Origin of the sequence: Streptococcus sp. 11-4097, from assembly GCF_018215285.2 — a bacterium.
Taxonomy (GTDB): domain Bacteria; phylum Bacillota; class Bacilli; order Lactobacillales; family Streptococcaceae; genus Streptococcus.
The window spans coordinates 1,097,348-1,120,560 of sequence record NZ_CP185262.1; the positions used below are offsets into that span (position 1 = coordinate 1,097,348).

Below are 23,213 nucleotides of genomic sequence, written 5' to 3' on the forward strand. Positions count from 1 at the left end.
CAATGAGGTCGGTTTTTTCTTGTTAGAAATATTATAATATATTATAAAAAATGATTAAATTATTCTAGGTTATAGTATAATGAGAAAAGGAGGAAAGCTTAAATGAGTAATACTGGCATCAAAAAAAGTCATAAATGGCTTCTAATCGTTGTGTCACTCGCAATCATCACAGCAGGAGGTGTTTTTATGTTTAGCATGTTAGGGAGATCCCAAGAAGAGCGTCGGAATAGAGAGTATGAAGTTAGTTTAGTGAATGCTTTAAAGAATTCATATGAAGGGATTGAGGAGATTAAGATTTCCAATCCAGAATACACGAATCCTCCAGGCGACTGGTCTTGTAAGATTGATATCTTGTTCAAAGATGGAGAAAAAATCTTTTATGGAATTCCACATAACTTAGATGAGAAACAAAATTATAACGGTCGTATGACTTATGGACAACGAGATTTTCTTAACCTAAGAAAAGGAATAACAACTAATACAGTTACGGTTACATACTCCAACAAAGAAAGAGGGAAGCAGTAATGGTATTCAATTATACTGATAAACAACTTAATGAATTAAACCATGGGAAGAATGTATATAGCGTCAATGCTGAATATGCCGAGAGGAATAATAGACCTTTGGTTACCGAAACTCCTAATCAGAATCCTTCTTCATATGATTTCGAAGAGACCAATACTATAACCACCTCAGATGTTCAAGAATTCCGTGTCGTTGCCACTAAGTTTGACACTGAAACAGGTTTTGATGGTTTGGCGGTAGCTCCTATGGTCAACGGCAAACCAGATTATAAAAATGTAGCTGTGATTGCTGCTGGAACGGACCCTGATAGTCCGGTGAATAAACAAGGTCCTTTTACACGCGATGTCTATAGTGCCATAATTGCAAGGCAAACTTACTTATCTCCACAATATAAGATTGCTGACCAATTTGTAAAAGAGATTATGGACGATCCTAGATATGAAGTCAGCCAACTATCCGGTTATTCACAAGGATCCTACATGCTGAAGGTAGGAGCTAAATACCACATCCCTACAACCACCTTTAATGCTTGGTTTAAATACGGTGCACTCACACTGGAAGAAAAAGAATTTATCGAAAATAATCCTGCTATGTTTATAGATTACCGTAGAAAACATGATGATGTAGTACGTTGGAATGACTCTAATCACCCAGAAAGGTACACCAGTCCGATTGATATTACAAATTCTATGCCTAACACGATTCATTGGCTTGATGGGACAAGTCACAAAATTGGTGACTGGGAGTTTGATCCTGTAACGGGTCAAGTTGTTGATGGTAAAGGTGGGAAACCCTTAATTAGTGGTGTTTATCGAGCTTATGCCAACAGTCTCCGAGGCATGTCTCACTACAGGGACTTAAAGTCAAAATGGTCATCAGGTGGCATTAGTAGCTCTGAGGAAATATACTTAGATGCAGCTCAAGGTTCTATCTTATCATCATCTATGGCTACAACAGCAAGAACTGGAGCTGATGAAGTGAGCGCCTTAGCCAAAAAAGCCAATCAAGAATTACAAGAAATTTGGTCAAAAATCGACTTTACAAGCTACACAGCATTAGCTCCCTATGAGGTTGATGCCATTTTTGCTAGTCAAGGTATCACTCAAGCACAGTTTATCGATACGTTTCAGACAGAAACAACTCAAACAACCACTAAGATGAATGCTTCCGCCCAAGCATTTGAACAGTTAGATAAACAATTACAGGAAGTCATCGAAAAAACAGTGGCAACAGACACACAATTTGCTAAGGAGTTCAGACAATGGAAAGCAGAGATGTAAAAGAGATGTAAAATGGGAAGTTATTAGAAAAAAAGAGAGAGAACTGCTTGATTTAGAAGATCAATATTATCAAGAAAAGAAAAAACACGATAATAAAGTACTCGAACTTGACGAACGTAATTCCAATCTAGAAAAAATGATTTCTGATGAAGTTGATAACATGTATCAAATCTTGAGAAAGTTTTCATCGACAACTGATGATGTTAGAGACTATTTTACAGAATTAGAAGAATTGAAAGTTTATTCGGAACAAGTATACAGAGAACATAGAATTCAACTCGAAGATGAGAGGGAAAGATTCGACAAGGAATTTCGTAAAAAAAGAAATGAATTAGACGAAGAATATCAAAAACTAAGGAGAAATTATGCAAGCACCAATGAATGAGTACTATACTGATGAAGAATACCAATACGCTCTAAAACAAATGTATCGCATGATGGAAAGAAATCGTATCCTGGCTCAATGCCAATTGGCAAAGACCGCTAAAAATCAAATAAAAGAAAGTTTTGACCAAAAAACGAAAACAATTGCAAGAGATACTAAAGCAACAATAACAAGTATTAACAACCAAATGGACACTGCAATACAAGGAAAAGTCCGCAAAAGTCTTGAAACAAAAATACCTAATATGTTAGTCAAGTATGATGATGTATAAAGAAGAATTTTTCGTATGGTTATATAGTTTTCTTTGCATCTATGTCCTCTATAACATCTTTCCGAAAAACTATAATTTTCTTGAAAAATAAATAAGTCTATGCTATACTACTAGTAGACTTATTTATGGAGAAAATACATGAAACGTGAGATTTTACTGGAACGAATCGACAAACTAAAACAAATCATGCCCTGGTATGTTCTGGAATACTACCAATCTAAGCTTGCTGTTCCTTACAGTTTTACAACCTTGTACGAATACCTCAAGGAATACGATCGATTTTTCAGCTGGGTTTTGGAGTCTGGTATTTCAAACGCTGATAAAATGTCTGATATTCCTTTATCTGTCTTGGAAAATATGTCTAAGAAAGACATGGAATCCTTTATCCTTTACCTACGTGAACGTCCTTTGCTGAATGCTAATACAACAAAGCAAGGAGTTTCTCAGACAACTATCAATCGGACTTTGTCAGCACTTTCTAGTCTTTACAAGTATCTGACCGAGGAGGTTGAAAACGACCAGGGGGAACCTTATTTCTATCGTAATGTAATGAAAAAAGTTTCAACCAAGAAAAAGAAAGAAACACTTGCTGCCAGAGCTGAAAACATCAAGCAAAAACTCTTTTTAGGTGATGAAACAGAAGGTTTTCTAACTTATATTGACCAAGAGTATCCACAACAACTTTCAAATCGCGCTCTCTCATCATTCAACAAAAATAAAGAACGTGATTTGGCCATTATTGCCCTTCTATTGGCGTCTGGTGTCCGCTTATCTGAAGCTGTTAATCTAGATCTAAGAGATCTCAATCTAAAAATGATGGTTATTGATGTCACTCGAAAAGGTGGCAAACGTGACTCTGTCAATATCGCTGCCTTTGCCAAGCCTTATCTAGAAAATTATCTGGCCATTCGAAATCAACGCTATAAGACGGAAAAGACGGATACAGCCCTCTTTTTAACACTTTATAGAGGTGTTCCCAATCGTATCGATGCTTCCAGCGTGGAAAAGATGGTTGCTAAGTACTCTGAGGACTTCAAAGTGCGTGTAACTCCCCATAAACTGCGCCATACGCTAGCAACCAGGCTCTATGATGCCACTAAATCGCAAGTTTTGGTCAGTCATCAGCTAGGACATGCCAGTACACAAGTCACTGACCTCTATACCCATATCGTCAATGATGAACAAAAGAATGCTCTAGATAGTTTATGAAATACATAAAATACATAAAATAAATTATGTAATATATAATTTTAAAAAAGAAGCTGGTCCTACAACCAACTTCTTTTTGGTTTATCCAACTACCGCTTCAGCGATTTCTTCACGGCTAATACCAGCGAAGTAGCGTGTGATATCAATGGTTTCTAGCGCTTTGAGGACATCTTCGCGTTCGTATTTCACTCCACGAAGGACATCTTCTACTGCAGCAACATCTTCAATACCAAAGAAGTCACCATAAATCTTGATATCTTGGATTTTTGATTCAGTAACGTTAGCAAAGACTTCCACCTTACCACTGGTAAATTTTGTTCCACGACGGACGTTAAATTCAGGTGATTTACCGTAGTTCCAGTCCCAAGTACCAAACTTAGTATCCTTGATGCGATTGATTTCAGCCAATTCTTCCTCAGAAAAAACGTATTCTGTCATCTCTGGATACTCTTTTTTCATGTATTCCAAGAGTAAGTCACGGAATTCTTCGACTGTGATTTTTTCTGGTAATTCATTGACAATATTGGTGACACGGGCACGGACGGATTTCACACCTTTTGATTCAAATTTATCTTTTGAAACCTTAAGGGCATTTGCGAGGACTGACAAATCAACGTCAAAAAGCAAGCAACCGTGGTGCATGATACGGCTATTGATATAGGCTTGGGCATTGCCACAGAATTTCTTGCCATCAATTTCTAAGTCGTTACGACCTGTGAACTCAGCTTTAACCCCAAGTTGAGCCAAAGTATTGATAACTGGAGTTGAGAAGCTCTTAAAGTCAAAAGCCTTGTTTTCATCTTCTTTTGAGATAATCGTGTAGTTGAGATTATTTAAATCGTGGTAAACAGCTCCACCACCGCTGATACGGCGGACCACCTCAATACCATTTTCTCGAACATAATCACGGTTGATTTCTTCGATAGTGTTCTGGTGACGACCAACAATGATAGATGGCTTGTTAATCCAAAGTAGGAAGATTTGATCCTCATCCAAAAGGTGTTTAAAGGCATATTCTTCCAAGGCAATATTAAAGGCAGTGTCGTTTGAATGATTGATAATATATTTCATGATATCCCTTTATACGATAGAGACTGGAAAGTTATTTTCCAGTCTAATCTATCTTTCTTTTATTTTTTCTTAGGTGAATGGATGGCCATTCCTAGAACATCCGCAAATGCTTCGTACATGACTTCAGAGTAGGTTGGATGTCCATGGATAGTCTTCAGCATTTCTTCAACAGTGATCTCCATTTCAATAATGCTTGACGCTTCGTTGATTAATTCTGCAGCTGCAGGACCGATGATATGGACACCAAGGATTTCTCCGTATTTCTTATCTGCAATGACTTTTACGAAACCTTGAGCAGCATCCGATGCAATAGCACGACCGTTAGCAGCAAAGTTGAATTTACCGATGGCAACATCGTACTTCTCACGAGCTTGTTCTTCTGTCAAACCTACTGCTGCTACTTCAGGAAGAGTGTAGATAGCTGCAGGAGTCAAATTCAACTTGGCAACAGCATGACTTCCTTTAAGGGCATTTTCAGCAGCAACTTCACCCATACGGAAGGCTGCGTGCGCCAACATCTTAGTACCGTTGATGTCACCTGGTGCGTAGATACCTGGAATAGAAGTTTCCATGTATTCGTTGACCTTGATGCGACCACGATCCAATTCAAACTCAACATCGCCAATACCTTCAAGATCCGGCACACGACCGATTGAAAGAAGAGCTTTATTTGCGATGATATCGTCTTTTCCTTCAACTTTGATACGAAGTTGACCATTTTCCTCGATGATTTCTTGCAGTTTAGTACCAGTCAAGATGGTCATTCCTTTACGCTCAAGGATCAAGCGAAGGTTCTTAGATACTTCTGCATCCATAGCTGGCACGATACGGTCCATCATTTCGATAACAGTTACTTTTGAGCCAAATGTCATGAAGGCCTGACCGAGTTCTATACCGACAACACCACCACCGATGATAACAAGGCTTTCTGGTACTTCGTTCATTTCAAGGATGTCATCGCTGGTCATGACAAGTGGAGATTCCATACCAGGGACGTTGATCTTGCTGACTTTTGAACCACCAGCAAGGATGATTTTCTTGGTTTCAAGCAATTCAGAACCATTTACCAAGACGTTCTTGTCTTTAGTGATCGTACCAATTCCTTTATGAACAGTAACTCCGTAGCTACGAAGAAGACCAGCAACTCCACCCACCAAGGTATTAACAACCTTAGACTTGGTTTCAAGGAGTTTGTCCATATCTACAGTAAAGTTTGGATTTTCGATTACGATACCACGGTTTGCAGCATGACCAATGTTTTCGATAATTTCAGCGTTATGAAGGTAGGTCTTAGTTGGGATACAGCCACGGTTCAAGCAGGTTCCACCAAGTTCAGATTTCTCAACAAGGGCAACCTTACCGCCGAGTTGGGCAGCTTTGATGGCTGCAACATAACCAGCAGGACCTCCACCAATCACAACGATATCAAAAGCATCATCGCTCTTACCATCATCGTTTGAGGCACTTGCTGCAGATGCTGGGCTAGCTTCTGGCGCTGCGGCTCCAGCTGTTGGGATATTTTCCCCTTCTTCGCCAAGGTAACCGATAACTTCCGTTACAGGGACTGTTTCACCGTCCCCTTTAAGGATAGTAATCAAGTACCCATCTTCTTCGGCTTCCAATTCCATGCTGACTTTATCAGTCATGATTTCCAAAAGGATTTCTCCTTCTTTTACAAATTCTCCGACTTTTTTATTCCATTGGACGATTTGTCCTTCTGTCATATCCACGCCGGCTTTTGGCATAATTACTTCTAAGGCCATGTCTTCCTTCCTTTATCTATATCTTTAAAATGAATACTCTTGTTCTTAAATCAACATTGAGATTGGATTTTCAATCAATTCTTTCAAGTCCTTCATAAACTTAGCACCAGCCATACCATCTACGACACGGTGGTCGATGGTTAATCCTAGGCTCATGATAGGGCGAATCACAATTTCACCATTGACGACAACTGGCTTCTCGATTGTCGAACTGACACCAAGGATAGCTGAGTTTGGTTGGTTGATGATCGGACCAAAGGACTGAACGCCAAACATTCCCAAGTTACTGATAGTAAATGTTGAATTTTGCAGTTCACTTGGAGCCAATTTGCCATCCAAGGTACGGCCAATAACATCCTTGAAGGCTACAACCAACTCTGAAAGAGTCATCTTCTCAGCATTGTAAACAACAGGTGTCATCAATCCATTATCCATCCCAACTGCCATCGCAAGATTGACATAGTTGTGAGTGATAATGGTCTTGCCATCTTCTGTCAATGAAGCGTTGATATAAGGATGCTTCATCAAGGTTTTCACAACAGCAAGTGAAAGAAGATCTGTTACAGTAGTCTTCTTCCCAGTTGCTTCCATGATTGGCTCAAGAACCTTCTTACGAAGAGCCAACATTTCAGTCATATCAACTTCATAGTTGAGCGTGAAGGTTGGCGCAGTTAGGTAAGATTCAACCATGCGTTGGGCAATAACCTTACGCATTGGTGTCATTGGAATACGCTCGATTTCACCATATGGTGTTACATTATCAGGAACTTCTTCCACTTTTTCAATCTGAGCAGGAGACTTGATGGTATCGTTTTCAATATTTTCAGGAAGCAAGGCCAAAACATCCTTCTTCATAATCTTACCACGATGACCGGTTCCTTGAATTTCCTGCCAAGCAATGTTATGTTCGAGGGCAATTCGTTTTGCAAGTGGCGAAATGCGAACCACGTTTGTGTCTTTATAAGTTTCCACGTCTTCTTTGTGGACACGACCGTTTGCACCTGAGCCAGAAACGTCGTAGAGGTTGATCCCTAAATCATCCGCTAACTTTCTAGCTGCAGGAGTCGCTCTTAGCTTGTCATCAGCCATGACCTCTCCAATTCTATACTAAGATATTAAGGACGAAGAGCTCTGCACCTAAGAGATACAAAGATTCTCGTCAGCTTTATTTTGTTTACATAACTTATCTTATGTAATTTTATTCTTTGTTATATGTTTTACGGATGGCATCTTTGATGCTTTCAACTGTTGGAATCATTGCATTTTCTAGATTTTGTGCATAAGGCATTGGCACATCTTCTCCTGCACAACGACGGATTGGTGCATCTAGATAGTCAAATGCTTCTGATTCTGAAATAATAGCTGAAATTTCACCGATATAGCCACTTGTCTTGTGGGCATCGTTGACCAGAACAACTTTACCAGTCTTCTTCACTGAGTTAATGATAATATCCTTATCAAGCGGAACAAGTGTACGTGGGTCAACAATTTCAACTGAAATGCCTTCTTCTGCTAATTCTTCAGCAGCTTGAACCACACGGCGAAGCATTTTTCCATAAGTAACAACTGTTACATCCGTACCTTCACGTTTGATTTCCCCAACTCCAAGTGGAATCGTATAGTCTGGATCAACTGGTACTTCCCCTTTTTGGTTAAATTCTGACTTGTACTCAAGGATAATAACAGGGTTGTTATCACGGATAGAAGACTTAAGCAGTCCTTTCATGTCCGCAGGCGTACCTGGTGCTACAACCTTAAGTCCTGGGATATGAGTGAACCAAGACTCTAGAGATTGTGAATGCTGGGCTGCAGAACCAACTCCGTTACCAGCTGCACAACGAACAGTCATTGGAACCTGACCTTTCCCACCAAACATATAGCGTGTTTTAGCAGCTTGGTTGACGATATTGTCCATGGCAATAACCGAGAAGTCCATGAAGGTCATATCGACGATGGGACGAAGTCCTGTCATGGCTGCTCCGGCTGCTGCTCCAGAGATGGCAGCTTCAGAAATAGGACAGTCACGAACACGTTCTGGACCAAATTCTTCAAGCATTCCAACAGAAGTTCCGAAGTCTCCTCCGAAGACACCGACGTCTTCTCCCATCAAGAACACATTTTCATCGCGACGCATTTCCTCAGACATAGCAAGGATAATGGTGTCACGGAAGGACATTGTTTTTGTTTCCATTTTATCTCTTTCTCCTTAGTCTGCGTAAATATCTTCAAAGGCTGATTCAAGCGGTGGGAATGGACTTTCTTCTGCAAATTTAACAGAAGCTTCTACTGCTTCCTTGACTTGCGTTTGGATTTCTTCCAATTCTTCGGCACTTGCAATAGTGTTTTCAATGAGGTACTTGCGAAGGTTTTCGATTGGGTCTTTTTGTTTCCACAATTCCACTTCTTCGCGGGTACGATATTTACCAGGGTCAGATGATGAATGGCCAAGCCAGCGATAAGTTACACTTTCAATCAAGACAGGCCCATTGCCACCACGAACATGGTCTACAGCTTTCTCAAATTCTTCGTAGACATCGATGACGTTGTTTCCATCTTCGATGAACATTCCAGGAATTCCATAAGCGGCGCTACGTTGATGGATATGTTCTACATTAGTCATTTTCTTGATATCCGCAGAGATACCGTAACCGTTGTTAATGCAATAGAAAATGACTGGCAGCTTCCAGATAGAAGCCATGTTCACTGCTTCGTGGAAAACACCTTCATTGGTCGCACCATCTCCAAAGAAGCAGACAACGATTTTACCGGTATTTTGCATTTGCTGACTGAGGGCTGCCCCAACAGCAATCCCCATACCACCGCCTACGATACCATTGGCACCAAGGTTACCAGCATCAAGGTCGGCGATATGCATAGATCCACCTTTACCTTTACAGGTTCCAGTGTATTTTCCAAGGATTTCAGCCATCATTCCGTTGAGGTCAATTCCTTTGGCAATAGCTTGTCCGTGACCACGGTGGTTTGAGGTAATTAGATCATCTGGATTGAGAGCCAACATAGCACCCACGTTAGCCGCCTCTTCTCCAACAGAAAAGTGCGTCATTCCTGGCACTTTCCCTTTCTTTACTAATTGCGCAATTTTTAAGTCCATACGACGGATTTCTTCCATCTTACGGAACATCTCTAGCAAAAGATTTTTATCTAAAATTGACATCTTCTTGCCTTTCTAACTTTCTTCTTACCTTACTATTTTACCGTTTTTGACAAATACTGTCAAAGTTTTTCTAAAAGAAATTTCACAAAATAAAAAAGAAAACCCCATGAAAACAAGGGATTTCCTTATCAAGAATATTTTTTCACAAACTTTTTAGCGTTTAGATTTTTCTAAAGATTCAAATCTCTTCATAATCACAGTTAAACGCCAACGGTAGAGAACCCCACTCACAACCAAACTAATAATCAAGCCGATCCAATAAGAATAAGCTCCAAAATCTGTTAGGGAATCAAAGACCATAGCTACTGGGATTGCTACGCCCCAATAACCAACCAAACCAAGGTAAAAAGGAATAACTGTATCCTTATAACCCCGCAAAATTCCCTGAAGCGGTGCCGCAAAGGTATCTGCTAACTGGAAGAAAAGGCTGTAAGTCAAAAAGCGTGCTGTCAAATCGATAAATTCTGGGTCGTTACCATAAAGACTGGCCACATTTCCTCTAAAAATGTAAAGGAAGGTTAAGGTGAAGGCCGCAAAAATGAGGGCAGTCCATCTTCCTAGACCAATGTAGGTTTTTGCATCATCAAATCGCTTGGCTCCCACTTCATAAGACACGACAATGGCCATAGCCGATGAGATACTCATAGGAAAGGCGTACATGAGAGATGAAAAGTTCATAGCTGACTGGTGACTAGCAATAATCAAAGACGAGAACTTAGCCATAATCAAACCAACCACGGAAAAGATAGCTACTTCCGCAAAGACCGTTCCCCCAATAGGGAGACCTAAGCGAACCCCTTCCTTGATTTTATCCATATTAAGCGGAATGCGTTTCTCAAGATGCAAGGCTTTGAGCTTCTCCTGTTTAAATAAAACCAGAACAGAAATTCCCAACAAGACCCAGTAGGCCAAAGAAGTCCCTAAACCTGACCCAGCACCTCCCAACTCTGGAACACCAAAGGCACCGTAAATCAAAAGATAGTTAAATCCACTATTGAGAGGAAGTAACAAAAGCATAAGATACATGGACAGTTTAGTCAAGCCCAGCGAATCCAGCAAGGAGCGAATAACGCTAAAAAGCAATAAGGGGATAATCCCAATAGATAAAAACCAGAGATAGCGAACCGCTACTGCTGCCACTCGAGCTTCTAACCCAATATGATTCAAAACAGGTGGTGCCAGGAAAAGTACTAGTCCCAGCAAGACTACAGATAGACCCAGGGCCAGATAGATAAACTGGTAAAAATCTGACGCTACTTCTTCCTTTTTCCCTCGACCAAGATGGTGACCAATGATGGGCACCAAGGCCGATACAATCCCTGTTAGGAATGTAAAGAAGGGGTTCCAGATACTGGTTGCCATAGACACACCAGCCAAGTCCGTGGTACTGTATTGGCCTGTCATAGTCGTATCAACAAAGGAGGCAGAATAATTTGCAAATTGATAAATCAGGATAGGGAAAAATATCTTTAAAAATAAGATAAACTTGTCTTTAAAATGATGGGTTTGGTACATATAGGCTCTCTATTCTTTTGGTTTACAGAGCAGACTCCCACCTAGTTTTGATAGACGATTTGTCCCTTACAGATGGTATATTTAACCTGCCCTTTTAAGGTTTCACCGATGAATGGTGAATTAGCTGCTTTCGAAGCAAAATGGGAGTCCACAAGGCGGTCAGCCTTAGCATCAAAAATAGTGATGTCCGCTGGACCATTCTCAGCCAAGTAACCTGCTTCAAAGTTATAAAGCTTGGATGGGTTGTATGTCATTTTTTCAAGTAATTCCATCAATCTTAACTCACCAGCTTCCACTAAATAGGTCAATCCAAGGGACAGTGATGTTTCTAAACCAGTCATACCAGATGGCGCTTTGGTAATATCCTCAACATTTTTTTCATCCGCATGGTGAGGCGCATGGTCAGTCGCGATAACTGTGATGACGCCTGATTTAAGACCTTCGATAACAGCACGACGATCTGATTCCAAACGAAGCGGAGGATTCATCTTAGCATTGCTACCTTGTGTCAAAAGAAGTGCTTCTGTCTTAGAAAAATGCTGTGGCGCTACTTCTGCTGTGACTTGCGCACCTAGCCCCTGAGCAAACTCCACTACTTTAACACTTTCTTCCTTAGACAAATGCTGAATATGAACATGGGCCTTGGTTGCATAGGCAATCATGACATCACGCGCCATCATAGCATACTCAGCTACCCCAGTCGCACCGCAGATATGGAAATATTCTTTAGCAATATTTTCGTTAAAGCCAAGAACACCATTCAAACCTGGATCTTCCTCATGAAGACTAATAAAGGTATTAAGCTTTTTAGCTTCCTCCATGGCTTCCTTGACAACTTTACTGCTCTCAAGCGGAATACCGTCATCAGAAAAGCCAACCGCACCAGCTTCTAAAAGTGCCTGAAAGTCAGTCAAATCTTGCCCATTAAAATTCTTGGTAATGGTCGCAACCGTCTTAACATTAATCTTCTCTTTGGCAGCTGACTGGAGAACTTCTTGCAAAGTCTCAACGTCTGAAATGGTTGGACTAGTATTAGCCATCATGACAACCGTGGTAAAACCACCTGCAGCGGCTGCTAGGGCACCCGTATGGATATCTTCTTTATGAGTTTGTCCAGGTTCACGGAAATGAACATGAATATCGACCAAGCCAGGAGCAACTACAAGACCAGTAGCATCAATTATTTCGGCTCCTTCTTCCTTGACCTCAGGCGCAATTTTGATAATTTTCCCATCTTGGACCAAGACATCACACACTTGATCCAAACCAGACTTGGGATCCATTACACGACCATTTTTAATTAGTAGCATCTGCTTTCTCCTTTATTCATAGAAATCAACTTGGGTATCCAACAATTTATCCCCATCATAAACAAACTTGGCTGAAAAGAAGGGTTTATCCTCTAAAAGCCACTCAACAAAGGTGTGATCCCCTTCCCAAGTCGGCTTGCTCAGTACCTCATCATAGGGAACCCATTCTAGCGTCCCCTCATTGCAGTCAATCAAGTCCCCCTCAAACTCTGTTACTTTAAAAACATAGGTGTACCAGTCTAAATCTGGTGTAAATTCAGGAAAAGTGATAACACCTTTTAGAACTGGCTTGGCTTTAAGCCCTGTTTCTTCAAGGATTTCACGCGCAGCACATTCCTGAGGGGTCTCACCACGCTCTAGCTTACCACCCACACCAATCCATTTTCCTTTATGAACATCATTGGGTTTCTTATTACGGTGGAGCATGAGCAATTCTTTCCCGTTATCAATGTAGCAAATCGTCGCTAACTGAGGCATATTCTCTCCTTATCTAAGCCAATCGATTGGCTCTTGTCCTGTTTCTGTTAAGAATGCATTAGCCTTGGAAAAAGGCTTGGAACCCCAAAATCCTCTGTAAACAGATAAAGGACTGGGATGGGCTGATTCGATAATCAAGTGCTGAGGATTGGTAACCAGAGCCTTTTTTCTGCGTGCGTAGGCTCCCCAGAGTATAAAGACTACTGGTTTATCTAGATGATTGACCACCTGAATCACAGCATCTGTAAATGTCTCCCATATCTGACCAGCATGACCATTGGCCTGTCCAGAAGGAACCGTCAAACAAGTATTAAGAAGTAAGACTCCTTGCTCAGCCCAAGACGTTAAATCATGGGATTTCTTAACCCCGATATCATCTGACAATTCTTTCAAGATATTTTGCAAGGATGGCGGAGCTGGGATAGAGTCAGGTACAGAAAAACTCAAGCCCTGCGCTTGACCTGGCCCGTGATAGGGATCTTGCCCTAGAATCACCACCTTAACGTCTTCTAGGGGTGTGGTCAAGAGAGCCTGAAAAACCTTTTCCTTGGGTGGATAAATAGTCCCTTGAGAATAGACCTGCTCCATAAACTGATTGATTTTCCCGAAATAACCCTCAGGTAATTGTGCCTTAATCAAAGCATGCCAAGACGAGTGTTCCATAGCCGACTCCTTCGTTTTTACTGCCTCTATTATAGCAAAAAGTGGCTATCTAAACCACTTTTTACAGTTTATCTAAACAATCCAGCAAGTCTTTGTAAGAATGGATTTCGTAGGTTGGCTGGGCTTGTGTGTGATTTTCTAGGTGATGAGGGTTGTACCAGATAGTGTCAATCCCCGCATTATTGCCGCCTTGAATGTCGGCGGTTAGAGAATCTCCAATCATCAGCGTCTTTTCTTTGCTAAAGCCTGTAATCTGCTGCCCGATTTTTTCATAGAAAAGAGCATCCGGTTTTTGTGTTTGCAACTGTTCAGAGATAAAGACTTGGTTGAAATAGGGAGCAAGGCCTGATTCAGCCAAACGACCTGTCTGAATAGCAGTAATGCCATTTGTCGCAACATATAGCTCATAATCTCTCTCGATAAGGCTGTCTAAGAGTTCATGAGCGCCTGAAAGAGTTTGTCCCTGTTGGGCTAGGTAAAATTGGTAACGCTGGGCTATAAAACTACCATCTTTTTCCTGTCCAAAATGAGCAAATAAACGAGAAAAGCGCGTGTTAACCAGCTCTTGTTTACTGATTTTCTTTTGCTCCAAGTCCTTCCAGAGAGCCTTGTTCATAGGAACATAGTAGTCTTTATAATCCTGAATATCTGCAACTCCTTCTTCTTTTAGGAGTTGCGTTAGAGCCACATCCTCAGCAGCATCAAAATCAAGAAGAGTGTGGTCAAGGTCGAAAAGTAGAAATTTGTAGGACATTAAGTTTCCTTTATGAAAATTCATTAAGAACATTATAGCATAAATGAAAATATCTAAACATAAAACTCTTGAAGAAATTAGAAATCCTTCTTCGAGAGTTTTATCTATGGTTCTATTACAAATGGATAGGTTATTTAAAATTTATCACATTCTTAAGTAAGATTTTAATTATTAGAAAGTGGTTTAATAAACTAGATTTTCAATAAGAAATTTATATTAATTTTTCAATATCCTTAAATCTATACCAATTCTATTAAAAAATTTTTTCGCCAGTATTTGAATCTAAGAAATACTTCTTCTCACCTTCGTAAATAAGTATGAGTTCTGTTCCAATAGGCATGTTAAAAATTGATAATACCGCAGGTTCTATTTCAACAATTGTACTCCAGTCACATACTGACATATTTTCTGAATGTGATAGATACTCTTCAGTATCTATTTTGGAAAAAAAACGCCATCCATTATCTAGTTCATCAACGGAATCCTCTCGGAATATCCATTTTATATTCGCCTTATTTTTTAAAATATTATTAGACACTATTGAAGCACCTAATCCAATTCCTATTTTACTCATATTTATGACCTCTAATTGCTATTATACTATCAATTCCATCTATTCTGAAGTACTACTGTAAAATAAAAATGTTTTCCATTACTATCTGTATACTGGTTGATATAATCTTTTGCTACAGAAATTGACTGGAGTAAGTCGCTATCATTATTTTTATGAGCATAATACCAGCTATCATAAGTCAATTCAAGTCCTTCATCTTCTTCTACATAGACATCGCCACCAAGAATCATAAACTTTTTCGTCTCTATCCAGTCAACATATGCCAACATATCTTGATATGTATATGCATAACTTGCAACACCCAATTCTGCTAGCGACTGACATCTATTTTCAAAATTAAATTTACCTAGTTTCATATGATTGGACTCCTATTTTGCTATCAACGATAGTAAGTTGGCACTCTCTAATCAGTTCAATGTTTTTATAATATATTTGTAAAATAATAGTTCTCATTTATAATCTCCAAAGTTTGAATTGAACTATTTCATATGATGTCTCTTTTAAAATAATTTCTTTAATATTTATCTCTAAAACCTTATAAATTTTTCAATTCTACTAAAAATATGGATGCAATTTAATTTCCCTATCAGAGTTTTTCAAAAACATTTTAAGTAAATTATTTCTGAAATACTTAGAACTTTTCAATTTATTAACTTAATTAAATTCCAATAGTCTTAGATACTAAATAACAATCACTTTTCCAACTTGAAAATAAGGGGAAATTTCTCAGAAATTACATCTATCCCAAAATTAATACCAATTACTTGATAATGATGAAAGGTTTTGAAATATACTTGTTGTAATTTATCCCTTAACTGACTATGAGTAAGTTCAACAAGAACTCCTTTAACAATAGATTCCATATTGTTATTATCTAAAATCTCACTAGGATTTAAATCCCAACTTTCATCAATAGCTTTACAAAAGAATACATTCCTAAAATCAATATAAAAATGATTATCCTGATTCTTTAATCCATCTAGATAAATTTTTAGGTGAGTTCCTTTGTCTAATTTACAACGTAATTCATACCAATCGCTTTCAATCTTATTTCCGATATTCACCCAATTCACTATCTTCCACCTCTTCTATATTAACTTGAATCTCTTCCCCTTGACACAAAATTATGTCAAAAATCAAATTACTAGAAACAACTCGGTAATGTTCCAATTCATTTTTTTCTAATAATCCTCCTGAACTATGAATAATATATTCAATTAAAGAACTATTTTCTATTCGATAAATAGGATAGTCTTTATCTAATTTATTTAAATGAGAAGTTTGGCAAAATATTGAAAAGATTCTTCTGTCCATTATTTGATAACAATGGCTAAAAGGAAATTTAAAATTTAACGAATGCTTACTCCCTTTTAGAAAAATCGTAGCTAGTTCATAATCGGTATTTTCACTAAATTCTGCTTCGGACTCATATCTATCCTCAAAAAAATTTCCCCATTTTATATATTTCTCATTTTTTACATACTTTTCACTTCTTGATTTATCAGAAATAAAAGAGCGGGCAGCTGAATCTATTCGTTTTAATATATCAGACATGTTATACCTCTTACTAATATTATTAGTATCTAATTTTATAAGGAGATTTAAACTGAAACTCTAATGTTGGGATTCCCTCTTTACTAGTTGGTCTTACTACAACCCTTATCCCATCTTTGACATCATCTACTTTATCCACCACACGGGCAGCATCTGACGCTTTATCAGCTGCCTTTGTAGCTTTTGAAGCATCATTGACTGCGTCTACTGCATCGAGTGCTTTTTCAAGTTTTCCCTTGGTAATTCGTTTCCATAAAACAAGTGGGTTCAAACTATAAGATAGGCGTAGGAAGAAATAATTGATCCATTCGATTAGGGCTAAAAGTTGTATCAGTGTGGCTAGGAGAGCCACTTGAACACTCTGGGTATTCCAGACAATAAAAGGAAAGCCTGAAATAAGTAAAACAAGGTCTAGTATTCTGAAACCACCATATAGTTTGTGGACACTAGCGCTTCCGAACTTAGGTTTCGAGAGTCTTCTAATCAAAATCGCCCAATAGATTGAACCTTGAAGCAATATAAATGTCAGTAAAGACAAAGGATAGAGAATGGTTGCTAGACTATTCCAATCACCAAGCCGATTTTTCAAAAGGAAAAAACAAAACCAAATAGATAGGACGGCTGTGAACTCTCCCAAACAGAGGGACACCAACTCTCTTCTCACTTTCTCTTTTTGTATGTGCATCATCTCACCCACCTATCTATCATCCTATATCAGAAAAACTCCATTCGAACCAGTTTATAGTCAACATTTCTCAGAATAAAGGCATTCTAAGAATCGAACAGCCTGATTATTTTAATATCAATATAATTCTAAATTTAGAATTACTTTAAAACAAATGTTTGCGTACTATTCTAAGTCCATGATAGCCTTAAATTTTAATTTTTGAAAGATTCTAAAGCTAGAATTGCTCTAAACAAGGAAAACTAAGATATTCGAAACTTAGAAAAACACATACACACATCAACTACGACACTTACAATTCTTCTGATGTGCTTTGAGTTTTTTGCTAGCCCAATCATAGTGGCTTGACGTGCTACTGACAAAGTAGGAACCTAGACTTGTTCCTCCCGTCCACTTATAGACACCTTTGGTAAAGAGGTCGTCATTGCTAAAAACTTCTATCAATTCTAAAACCTCCCTATGTGATTGTTCTAGGAGTCTAGTCGCTTCTTCTAAGGAGATTTTCTGGTGCTTCTTCCAAAAAGCGACATTCATTTCTCCATAAGTTTTCCAATTATAAGATTCAGGGAGAAAAGGTCTTTCTTGACCTTCTTGATTAGAATGTACCCAAGTCAAAAGTAACTGCTGCCATTCATAAAGATGGATCAAGACATCCCGTAGATTTTTATCCCTTTTCCAGTGAGCTTCTTTTTTCTTTGGGTCTCTTGAAAAATCAAATGGAGTCTGTAGCTCATCTTCACTTAGTTGGGAGATGAAACGTTTGAGCTTTTCATAGTTTTCCTTAGAGGCCAGCACTAGCTCCTCTTTTGTTTTCGGTCTAGGCACAGAGTTCTCCCTTCATATCTCTAGTTATTATTAGAGATTTTTTATCCTTTAAATCTCTATAACTTATCCTTTAATTTCTCAACAAAGAGATAGGCTGCTGGACAGGTCAAAGTATTCTTAATCGTCAAATGGTTGATTTGATGGATCTTTTTCCTGTCTGTATGAGGAAATTCACGACAGGCCTTTGGACGAACGTCATAGATGGAACAGAGATTATCTCCTCCTAAAAAGGGACAAGGCATGGATTTAAAAACCTTATCACCATCTTCATCTACCTGCAGAAACTCCGCTTCAAAAGCAGGTAATTTCATCTTAAAGTACTTAGCAATACGAGTGATGTCTGCTTCCTTGAAGTCGGGTCCCAATGTCTTGCAACAGTTGGCACAGGCAGTGCAATCAATCTCCTCAAAAACTTCTTGGTGAATCTGCTGGGCTATCTTGTCTAGATTTTTAGGAGGTTTTTTCTTTAAATTGGCTAAAACTTTTCGATGCTCCTTCTGCTTTTGTAAGGCTAGCTGGTGGTAGTACTCAATATCAATTTCTTTAGACATGATTTCTTTCTAATTCACGTATTTTTGTCTATTATACCATAAATACTGCCCCTTTTGGCTCTATAATATTTGTAGTGGGTAAATCCCCTATAGATATTATGGAGCCTATTTTTGTGTAGAAAAAAAGTCCCATATGACCTATAATGAAAAGCGACGAAACAACTCATTAGAAAGAATCATATGGAACCATTACATTTTATCACAAAACTACTCGATATCAAAGACCCTAATGTCCAAATTATGGATGTTGTTAATAGAGATACCCACAAGGAAATCATCGCTAAACTGGATTATGAGGCCCCATCTTGTCCTGAATGTGGAAGTCAAATGAAGAAATATGACTTCCAAAAACCATCGAAAATTCCTTACCTTGAAACAACTGGTATGCCTACCAGAATCCTCCTTAAAAAGCGTCGTTTCAAGTGCTATCATTGCTCTAAAATGATGGTCTCACAGACCTCTCTCGTCGAGAAAAATCACCAAATTCCTCGTATTATCAACCAAAAAATTGCGCAAAAATTGATTGAAAAAACTTCTATGACCGATATCGCTCATCAACTGGCTATTTCAACTTCAACTGTCATTCGCAAGCTTAATGACTTCCGTTTTAAGCATGATTTTTCTCGTCTTCCAGAGATTATGTCTTGGGACGAGTATGCCTTTACCAAGGGAAAGATGAGTTTCATTGCACAAGATTTTGATAATCTTAACATCATCACTGTTCTTGAAGGCAGAACACAGGCTATCATACGAAATCACTTTCTGCGCTACGAGCGAGCTGTTCGTTGTCAGGTGAAAATCATTACGATGGATATGTTTAGTCCTTATTATGCCTTGGCTAAACAGCTTTTTCCATGTGCTAAAATCGTTCTAGATCGATTTCACATTGTACAACACTTAAGCCGTGCTATGAGTCGTGTTCGTGTCCAAATCATGAATCAATTTGAGCGAAAATCCCATGAATACAAAGCCATCAAGCGCTACTGGAAGCTCATACAGCAGGATAGTCGTAAACTCAGTGATAAACGTTTTTATCGCCCTACTTTTCGCATGCACTTAACAAATAAAGAAATTCTAGACAAGCTTTTGAGCTATTCAGAAGACTTGAGACACCACTACAATCTCTATCAGCTCTTACTTTTTCACTTTCAGAACAAGGAGCCAGACAAATTCTTCGGACTTATTGAGGACAATCTAAAGCAGGTTCATCCTCTTTTTCAGACTGTCTTTAAAACCTTCCTCAAGGATAAAGAAAAGATTGTCAACGCCCTTCAACTACCCTATTCCAACGCCAAATTGGAAGCGACCAATAATCTCATCAAACTTATCAAGCGAAATGCCTTTGGTTTTCGGAACTTTGAAAACTTCAAAAAACGGATTTTTATCGCTCTCAATATCAAAAAAGAAAGGACGAAATGTGTCCTTTCTCGATCTTAGCTTTTCTTCAACCCACTACAGTTGACAAAGAGCCCCCCTTTTTTGCCCCCTAAATACAAAAATAGCCCTTCGGATAAAATCCGAGGGGCTAGAAACGTTATTAAATCAACAGCCGAACTTTTGAATTTCAAGGTTCGGGATAAAATAGTTCACTGAACTATTTTATTTTTTAAGGTTGTAGAATGATTTCAATCCACGGTATTCTGCTACTTCACCAAGTTGGTCTTCGATGCGAAGCAATTGGTTGTATTTAGCGATACGGTCTGTACGTGAAAGTGAACCAGTCTTGATTTGTCCTGCGTTAGTTGCAACTGCGATGTCAGCGATTGTTGAATCTTCAGTTTCACCTGAACGGTGTGATACAACGGCAGTGTAACCAGCTTCTTTAGCCATTTCGATAGCTTCAAAAGTTTCAGTAAGAGTACCGATTTGGTTAACTTTGATAAGGATTGAGTTAGCAGCACCTTCTTGGATACCACGTGCAAGGTAGTCAGTGTTTGTTACGAAGAAGTCGTCACCAACAAGTTGTACTTTCTTACCAAGACGTTCAGTAAGAGCTTTCCAACCATCCCAGTCGTTTTCATCCATACCATCTTCGATAGTGATGATTGGGTATTTGTTAACCAATTCTTCAAGGTAGTCGATTTGTTCTGCAGATGTACGAACAGCAGCGCCTTCACCTTCAAATTTAGTGTAGTCGTATACTTTACGTTCTTTATCGTAGAATTCTGATGAAGCACAGTCAAATCCGATAAATACGTCTTTACCTGGAACATATCCAGCAGCTTCGATAGCAGCAAGGATAGTTTCAACTCCGTCTTCAGTTCCTTCGAAACGAGGAGCGAATCCACCTTCATCACCTACGGCTGTTTCAAGACCACGAGATTTAAGGATTTTCTTAAGAGCGTGGAAGATTTCAGCACCCCAACGAAGAGCTTCTTTGAATGATGGTGCACCAGCAGGTACGATCATGAATTCTTGGAAAGCGATTGGAGCGTCAGAGTGAGAACCACCGTTAATGATGTTCATCATTGGAGTTGGAAGAACTTTAGTGTTGAATCCACCAAGGTAGCTGTAAAGTGGGATTTCAAGGTAGTCAGCAGCAGCACGAGCTACAGCGATAGACACACCAAGGATTGCGTTAGCACCCAATTTACCTTTGTTAGGAGTACCGTCAAGTGCGATCATAGCACGGTCGATAGCTTGTTGGTCACGTACATCGTAGCCGATGATAGCTTCAGCAATGATGTTGTTTACGTTGTCAACAGCTTTTTGTGTACCAAGACCACCGTAACGAGATTTGTCACCGTCGCGAAGTTCAACTGCTTCGTGTTCACCAGTAGAAGCTCCTGATGGAACCATACCACGTCCGAAAGCACCTGATTCAGTGTAAACTTCTACTTCAAGTGTTGGGTTACCGCGTGAGTCTAGGACTTCGCGAGCGTAAACATCAGTAATAATTGACATTTTTTACTCTCCTTATGAGTTAAATTTTTTACACCTCTATAATACCTTAAAACCCCTCCTTTTTCAAGAAAAAACGTTATCTTTGTGCAAATTTTCCTTAACTTTATAAAGTAATCGCTTTCTTTTGTCTGTTTTATTCTAACTTTTATGATATACTGTTTTCATGACAGATTTATCAAAACAATTACTTGAAAAAGCTCATGGTGGACCAAAATTAAATCCAGATGAGCAAAGACGCTATCTTGGTACTTTTGAAGAAAGAGTTCTTGGCTATGCAGATATTGACACGGCAAATAGCCCTCAATTAGAAAAAGGATTTTTATCTATCTTAGAAAAACTTCAAGAAAAGGCTAAGCCTCTATTTGTAAAGATTTCACCAACTATCGAATTTGACAAACAAGTTTTCTACTTAAAAGAAGCAAAAGAAATTGATAGCCAAGCTACCATAGTATCTGAAGAGCACACTTCTTCTCCTTTCGGTTTGGTTATTCACACCAATACACCAGTTCAAGTAGAAGAAAAAGACCTTCGACTTGCTTTTCCAAAACTTTGGGAAGTTAAAAAGGAAGAACCCGTCAAAACATCCATCTGGAAGAAATGGTTTGGCTAAATCTTAGGCATCTTTAATAAATGTCCAATATTAGCAGCAGTATGCTCTAAATAGAGACTTGCTTTTTTCAGACTATCTTCTAGTGGTTCACTTTTCTCCAAAATAGAAAAGGCAGCTTGGATATTTTCAAATGGTAGGGAAGGTAAATCTTCAGCGAGACTACCGCAAATAGCAATAACAGGAACTCCGACAGGGGTTCTTTTTGCTACACCAATTGGTGCTTTACCTGCTAAACTTTGACAATCTAACCTTCCTTCTCCAACAATAACCAAGTCAGCATCTGCAACTTTCTTATCAAAGTCAATCAAATCTAAACAGGTGTCAATCCCAGAAACGATACTTGCTTGAGCAAAGGCACATAAACCACCAGCAATGCCTCCACCAGCTCCTGCTCCTTTAAGTTCTAATGTTGCAGGTGAGACTTTTTTATAAAAATTTTGTATCACCTGATCTACGGCCTCAAACATAGTAGGATCTAGGCCTTTTTGCTTGCCAAACGTGTAGGTCGCACCTTGAGGACCACATAAGGGACTCGCGACATCTGCTAAAATACGAATTTGAACATCTTCAAGAATTTCATAGCAATTTTCTGTTGAAACAGAAGAAAGGTTTAATAAGGATTGACCGCAAGCAGTCAAGGCATTCCCATCCCTATCATAAAATTGATAACCTAAACCAGCAGCAATCCCCAGTCCTCCATCATTACTGGCCGTACCACCAACGCCAATATAGATATCTTTAATTCCTTGATCAATGAGGTGGCAAATCAACTCTCCAATACCGCGAGTTTGGATTTGCAGTGGCTTTCGTTTCTCTAGCTGAATTTTTCCAAGGCCAACCAAATCAGCTACTTCAAATAAAGCTAATTCCCCTTTTTGAAAATAGCGTATGGCTTCTTTTTGTCCAAAAGGTCCTGTAACTTGGAACCATTTTTCTTCAAGATCGAGAGAATGTCGAATAGCATCTACAGTGCCTTCTCCACCATCACCAACAGGGCAGAGGAGACAGTCTACATCTGCTATCGATTGTTGGAAGCCTCTCTTAATAGCTTCAGCAACCTGCTCTGCAGTCAAACTTTCCTTAAACGAATCTGGTGCAATTACAATCTTCAT

General features: G+C 39.0%; 25 protein-coding genes and 1 pseudogene. 7 read left to right on the top strand and 19 right to left on the bottom strand.

Annotated features, from left to right (window positions below):
• Positions 1–102 precede the first annotated feature (102 nt).
• The 5 genes from KB197_RS05455 (at position 103) to xerS (ending at position 3,670) form a co-directional block, all read left to right on the top strand.
• Positions 103–525, top strand: coding sequence for a hypothetical protein (locus KB197_RS05455; RefSeq protein ID WP_064276169.1), 423 nt, complete (start codon positions 103–105; stop codon positions 523–525).
• Positions 525–1,805 carry a hypothetical protein gene (locus KB197_RS05460; protein ID WP_064276167.1) on the top strand — a complete coding sequence of 427 codons (1,281 nt, stop codon included), beginning with the start codon at positions 525–527 and terminating at the stop codon, positions 1,803–1,805. Before KB197_RS05455 ends, KB197_RS05460 begins: the two co-directional genes overlap by 1 nt.
• Positions 1,768–2,190 carry a hypothetical protein gene (locus KB197_RS05465; RefSeq protein ID WP_064276165.1) on the top strand — a complete coding sequence of 141 codons (423 nt, stop codon included), beginning with the start codon at positions 1,768–1,770 and terminating at the stop codon, positions 2,188–2,190. The genes KB197_RS05460 and KB197_RS05465 overlap by 38 nt, the downstream gene beginning before the upstream one ends.
• Positions 2,171–2,461 (top strand): hypothetical protein, encoded by a 291-nt coding sequence (locus KB197_RS05470; RefSeq protein WP_064276163.1) that lies wholly within the window; start codon positions 2,171–2,173, stop codon positions 2,459–2,461. The genes KB197_RS05465 and KB197_RS05470 overlap by 20 nt, the downstream gene beginning before the upstream one ends.
• A 138-nt stretch (positions 2,462–2,599) precedes the next feature.
• Positions 2,600–3,670, top strand: coding sequence for a tyrosine recombinase XerS (gene xerS, locus KB197_RS05475; protein ID WP_064276161.1), 1,071 nt, complete (start codon positions 2,600–2,602; stop codon positions 3,668–3,670).
• 81 nt (positions 3,671–3,751) lie between these two features.
• Here the strand turns inward: xerS and KB197_RS05480 are convergent, their stop codons facing one another.
• The 17 genes and pseudogenes from KB197_RS05480 to KB197_RS05560 form a co-directional block, all read right to left on the bottom strand.
• Entirely contained in the window at positions 3,752–4,741 is a 990-nt protein-coding gene (locus KB197_RS05480) for a lipoate--protein ligase (RefSeq protein WP_064276159.1), read from the bottom strand.
• Between the two features lie 59 nt (positions 4,742–4,800).
• Complete coding sequence (gene lpdA / locus KB197_RS05485; RefSeq protein WP_421127434.1) at positions 4,801–6,504, bottom strand: dihydrolipoyl dehydrogenase; 1,704 nt, start codon at positions 6,502–6,504, stop codon at positions 4,801–4,803.
• 45 nt (positions 6,505–6,549) lie between these two features.
• Entirely contained in the window at positions 6,550–7,593 is a 1,044-nt protein-coding gene (locus KB197_RS05490; protein WP_000752717.1) for a dihydrolipoamide acetyltransferase, read from the bottom strand.
• Between the two features lie 109 nt (positions 7,594–7,702).
• Positions 7,703–8,695, bottom strand: coding sequence for an alpha-ketoacid dehydrogenase subunit beta (locus KB197_RS05495; RefSeq protein ID WP_000448714.1), 993 nt, complete (start codon positions 8,693–8,695; stop codon positions 7,703–7,705).
• Between the two features lie 15 nt (positions 8,696–8,710).
• Complete coding sequence (locus KB197_RS05500; protein ID WP_023948180.1) at positions 8,711–9,679, bottom strand: thiamine pyrophosphate-dependent dehydrogenase E1 component subunit alpha; 969 nt, start codon at positions 9,677–9,679, stop codon at positions 8,711–8,713.
• A 153-nt stretch (positions 9,680–9,832) separates the two neighbouring features.
• Entirely contained in the window at positions 9,833–11,194 is a 1,362-nt protein-coding gene (gene pdrM, locus KB197_RS05505) for a sodium-coupled multidrug efflux MATE transporter PdrM (RefSeq protein WP_064276155.1), read from the bottom strand.
• A gap of 41 nt (positions 11,195–11,235) precedes the next feature.
• The gene (locus tag KB197_RS05510) at positions 11,236–12,504 is read right to left on the bottom strand and encodes a dihydroorotase (RefSeq protein ID WP_064276153.1); all 1,269 of its coding nucleotides are present in this window, start codon (positions 12,502–12,504) and stop codon (positions 11,236–11,238) included.
• A 12-nt stretch (positions 12,505–12,516) separates the two neighbouring features.
• Entirely contained in the window at positions 12,517–12,981 is a 465-nt protein-coding gene (locus KB197_RS05515) for an NUDIX hydrolase (RefSeq protein WP_001135786.1), read from the bottom strand.
• A gap of 9 nt (positions 12,982–12,990) precedes the next feature.
• A complete protein-coding gene (locus KB197_RS05520; protein WP_064276151.1) occupies positions 12,991–13,644 on the bottom strand; it encodes a uracil-DNA glycosylase in 654 nt (217 codons plus the stop codon).
• Between the two features lie 61 nt (positions 13,645–13,705).
• On the bottom strand, positions 13,706–14,398 hold the full coding sequence (locus KB197_RS05525; protein WP_064276149.1) for a YjjG family noncanonical pyrimidine nucleotidase: 693 nt from the start codon (positions 14,396–14,398) through the stop codon (positions 13,706–13,708).
• Between the two features lie 253 nt (positions 14,399–14,651).
• Positions 14,652–14,972 (bottom strand): immunity protein Imm33 domain-containing protein, encoded by a 321-nt coding sequence (locus tag KB197_RS05530; protein ID WP_064276147.1) that lies wholly within the window; start codon positions 14,970–14,972, stop codon positions 14,652–14,654.
• Between the two features lie 29 nt (positions 14,973–15,001).
• Positions 15,002–15,328: an Imm40 family immunity protein gene (gene imm40 / locus KB197_RS05535; RefSeq protein ID WP_064276145.1), complete on the bottom strand. Its 327-nt coding sequence runs from the start codon at positions 15,326–15,328 to the stop codon at positions 15,002–15,004.
• A gap of 336 nt (positions 15,329–15,664) precedes the next feature.
• Positions 15,665–16,045: a hypothetical protein gene (locus tag KB197_RS05540; protein WP_064276143.1), complete on the bottom strand. Its 381-nt coding sequence runs from the start codon at positions 16,043–16,045 to the stop codon at positions 15,665–15,667.
• Positions 16,020–16,526 carry a hypothetical protein gene (locus KB197_RS05545; RefSeq protein ID WP_064276141.1) on the bottom strand — a complete coding sequence of 169 codons (507 nt, stop codon included), beginning with the start codon at positions 16,524–16,526 and terminating at the stop codon, positions 16,020–16,022. The genes KB197_RS05540 and KB197_RS05545 overlap by 26 nt, the downstream gene beginning before the upstream one ends.
• A 217-nt stretch (positions 16,527–16,743) precedes the next feature.
• Positions 16,744–17,223: pseudogene (locus KB197_RS05550) on the bottom strand (hypothetical protein); the annotation flags it as partial.
• A gap of 267 nt (positions 17,224–17,490) precedes the next feature.
• A complete protein-coding gene (locus tag KB197_RS05555; RefSeq protein ID WP_064276139.1) occupies positions 17,491–18,036 on the bottom strand; it encodes a ClbS/DfsB family four-helix bundle protein in 546 nt (181 codons plus the stop codon).
• A gap of 56 nt (positions 18,037–18,092) precedes the next feature.
• Entirely contained in the window at positions 18,093–18,587 is a 495-nt protein-coding gene (locus tag KB197_RS05560) for a YkgJ family cysteine cluster protein (protein WP_000031481.1), read from the bottom strand.
• Between the two features lie 180 nt (positions 18,588–18,767).
• Between KB197_RS05560 and KB197_RS05565 the strand changes: the two genes are divergently transcribed.
• The gene (locus KB197_RS05565) at positions 18,768–20,024 is read left to right on the top strand and encodes an ISL3 family transposase (protein ID WP_212574075.1); all 1,257 of its coding nucleotides are present in this window, start codon (positions 18,768–18,770) and stop codon (positions 20,022–20,024) included.
• Between the two features lie 162 nt (positions 20,025–20,186).
• Here KB197_RS05565 and eno read toward each other — a convergent pair whose 3' ends face one another.
• Entirely contained in the window at positions 20,187–21,491 is a 1,305-nt protein-coding gene (gene eno / locus KB197_RS05570; RefSeq protein WP_000022822.1) for a surface-displayed alpha-enolase, read from the bottom strand.
• Between the two features lie 163 nt (positions 21,492–21,654).
• Here eno and KB197_RS05575 point away from each other — a divergent pair, with 163 nt between their 5' ends.
• Positions 21,655–22,101, top strand: a complete 447-nt coding sequence (locus KB197_RS05575) for a DUF1694 domain-containing protein (protein WP_064276137.1) — start codon at positions 21,655–21,657, stop codon at positions 22,099–22,101.
• On the opposite strand, the gene KB197_RS05580 is transcribed toward KB197_RS05575, so the two are convergent.
• Complete coding sequence (locus KB197_RS05580) at positions 22,098–23,213, bottom strand: glycerate kinase (RefSeq protein WP_064276136.1); 1,116 nt, start codon at positions 23,211–23,213, stop codon at positions 22,098–22,100. The two genes, KB197_RS05575 and KB197_RS05580, sit on opposite strands and share 4 nt — an antisense overlap.

Excerpts from the sequence above, each read along its gene's own strand:
- KB197_RS05515 (WP_001135786.1), bottom strand. The coding sequence starts at position 12,981 with ATGCCTCAGTTAGCGACGATTTGCTACATTGATAACGGGAAAGAATTG.
- KB197_RS05525 (WP_064276149.1), bottom strand. The coding sequence starts at position 14,398 with ATGTCCTACAAATTTCTACTTTTCGACCTTGACCACACTCTTCTTGAT.
- KB197_RS05580 (WP_064276136.1), bottom strand. The coding sequence starts at position 23,213 with ATGAAGATTGTAATTGCACCAGATTCGTTTAAGGAAAGTTTGACTGCA.
- KB197_RS05545 (WP_064276141.1), bottom strand. The coding sequence starts at position 16,526 with ATGTCTGATATATTAAAACGAATAGATTCAGCTGCCCGCTCTTTTATT.
- KB197_RS05470 (WP_064276163.1), top strand. The coding sequence starts at position 2,171 with ATGCAAGCACCAATGAATGAGTACTATACTGATGAAGAATACCAATAC.
- lpdA (WP_421127434.1), bottom strand. The coding sequence starts at position 6,504 with ATGGCCTTAGAAGTAATTATGCCAAAAGCCGGCGTGGATATGACAGAA.
- xerS (WP_064276161.1), top strand. The coding sequence starts at position 2,600 with ATGAAACGTGAGATTTTACTGGAACGAATCGACAAACTAAAACAAATC.
- KB197_RS05495 (WP_000448714.1), bottom strand. The coding sequence starts at position 8,695 with ATGGAAACAAAAACAATGTCCTTCCGTGACACCATTATCCTTGCTATG.
- KB197_RS05565 (WP_212574075.1), top strand. The coding sequence starts at position 18,768 with ATGGAACCATTACATTTTATCACAAAACTACTCGATATCAAAGACCCT.
- KB197_RS05530 (WP_064276147.1), bottom strand. The coding sequence starts at position 14,972 with ATGAGTAAAATAGGAATTGGATTAGGTGCTTCAATAGTGTCTAATAAT.
- pdrM (WP_064276155.1), bottom strand. The coding sequence starts at position 11,194 with ATGTACCAAACCCATCATTTTAAAGACAAGTTTATCTTATTTTTAAAG.
- KB197_RS05460 (WP_064276167.1), top strand. The coding sequence starts at position 525 with ATGGTATTCAATTATACTGATAAACAACTTAATGAATTAAACCATGGG.
- KB197_RS05500 (WP_023948180.1), bottom strand. The coding sequence starts at position 9,679 with ATGTCAATTTTAGATAAAAATCTTTTGCTAGAGATGTTCCGTAAGATG.
- imm40 (WP_064276145.1), bottom strand. The coding sequence starts at position 15,328 with ATGAAACTAGGTAAATTTAATTTTGAAAATAGATGTCAGTCGCTAGCA.
- KB197_RS05520 (WP_064276151.1), bottom strand. The coding sequence starts at position 13,644 with ATGGAACACTCGTCTTGGCATGCTTTGATTAAGGCACAATTACCTGAG.
- eno (WP_000022822.1), bottom strand. The coding sequence starts at position 21,491 with ATGTCAATTATTACTGATGTTTACGCTCGCGAAGTCCTAGACTCACGC.
- KB197_RS05575 (WP_064276137.1), top strand. The coding sequence starts at position 21,655 with ATGACAGATTTATCAAAACAATTACTTGAAAAAGCTCATGGTGGACCA.
- KB197_RS05455 (WP_064276169.1), top strand. The coding sequence starts at position 103 with ATGAGTAATACTGGCATCAAAAAAAGTCATAAATGGCTTCTAATCGTT.
- KB197_RS05480 (WP_064276159.1), bottom strand. The coding sequence starts at position 4,741 with ATGAAATATATTATCAATCATTCAAACGACACTGCCTTTAATATTGCC.
- KB197_RS05560 (WP_000031481.1), bottom strand. The coding sequence starts at position 18,587 with ATGTCTAAAGAAATTGATATTGAGTACTACCACCAGCTAGCCTTACAA.
- KB197_RS05510 (WP_064276153.1), bottom strand. The coding sequence starts at position 12,504 with ATGCTACTAATTAAAAATGGTCGTGTAATGGATCCCAAGTCTGGTTTG.
- KB197_RS05490 (WP_000752717.1), bottom strand. The coding sequence starts at position 7,593 with ATGGCTGATGACAAGCTAAGAGCGACTCCTGCAGCTAGAAAGTTAGCG.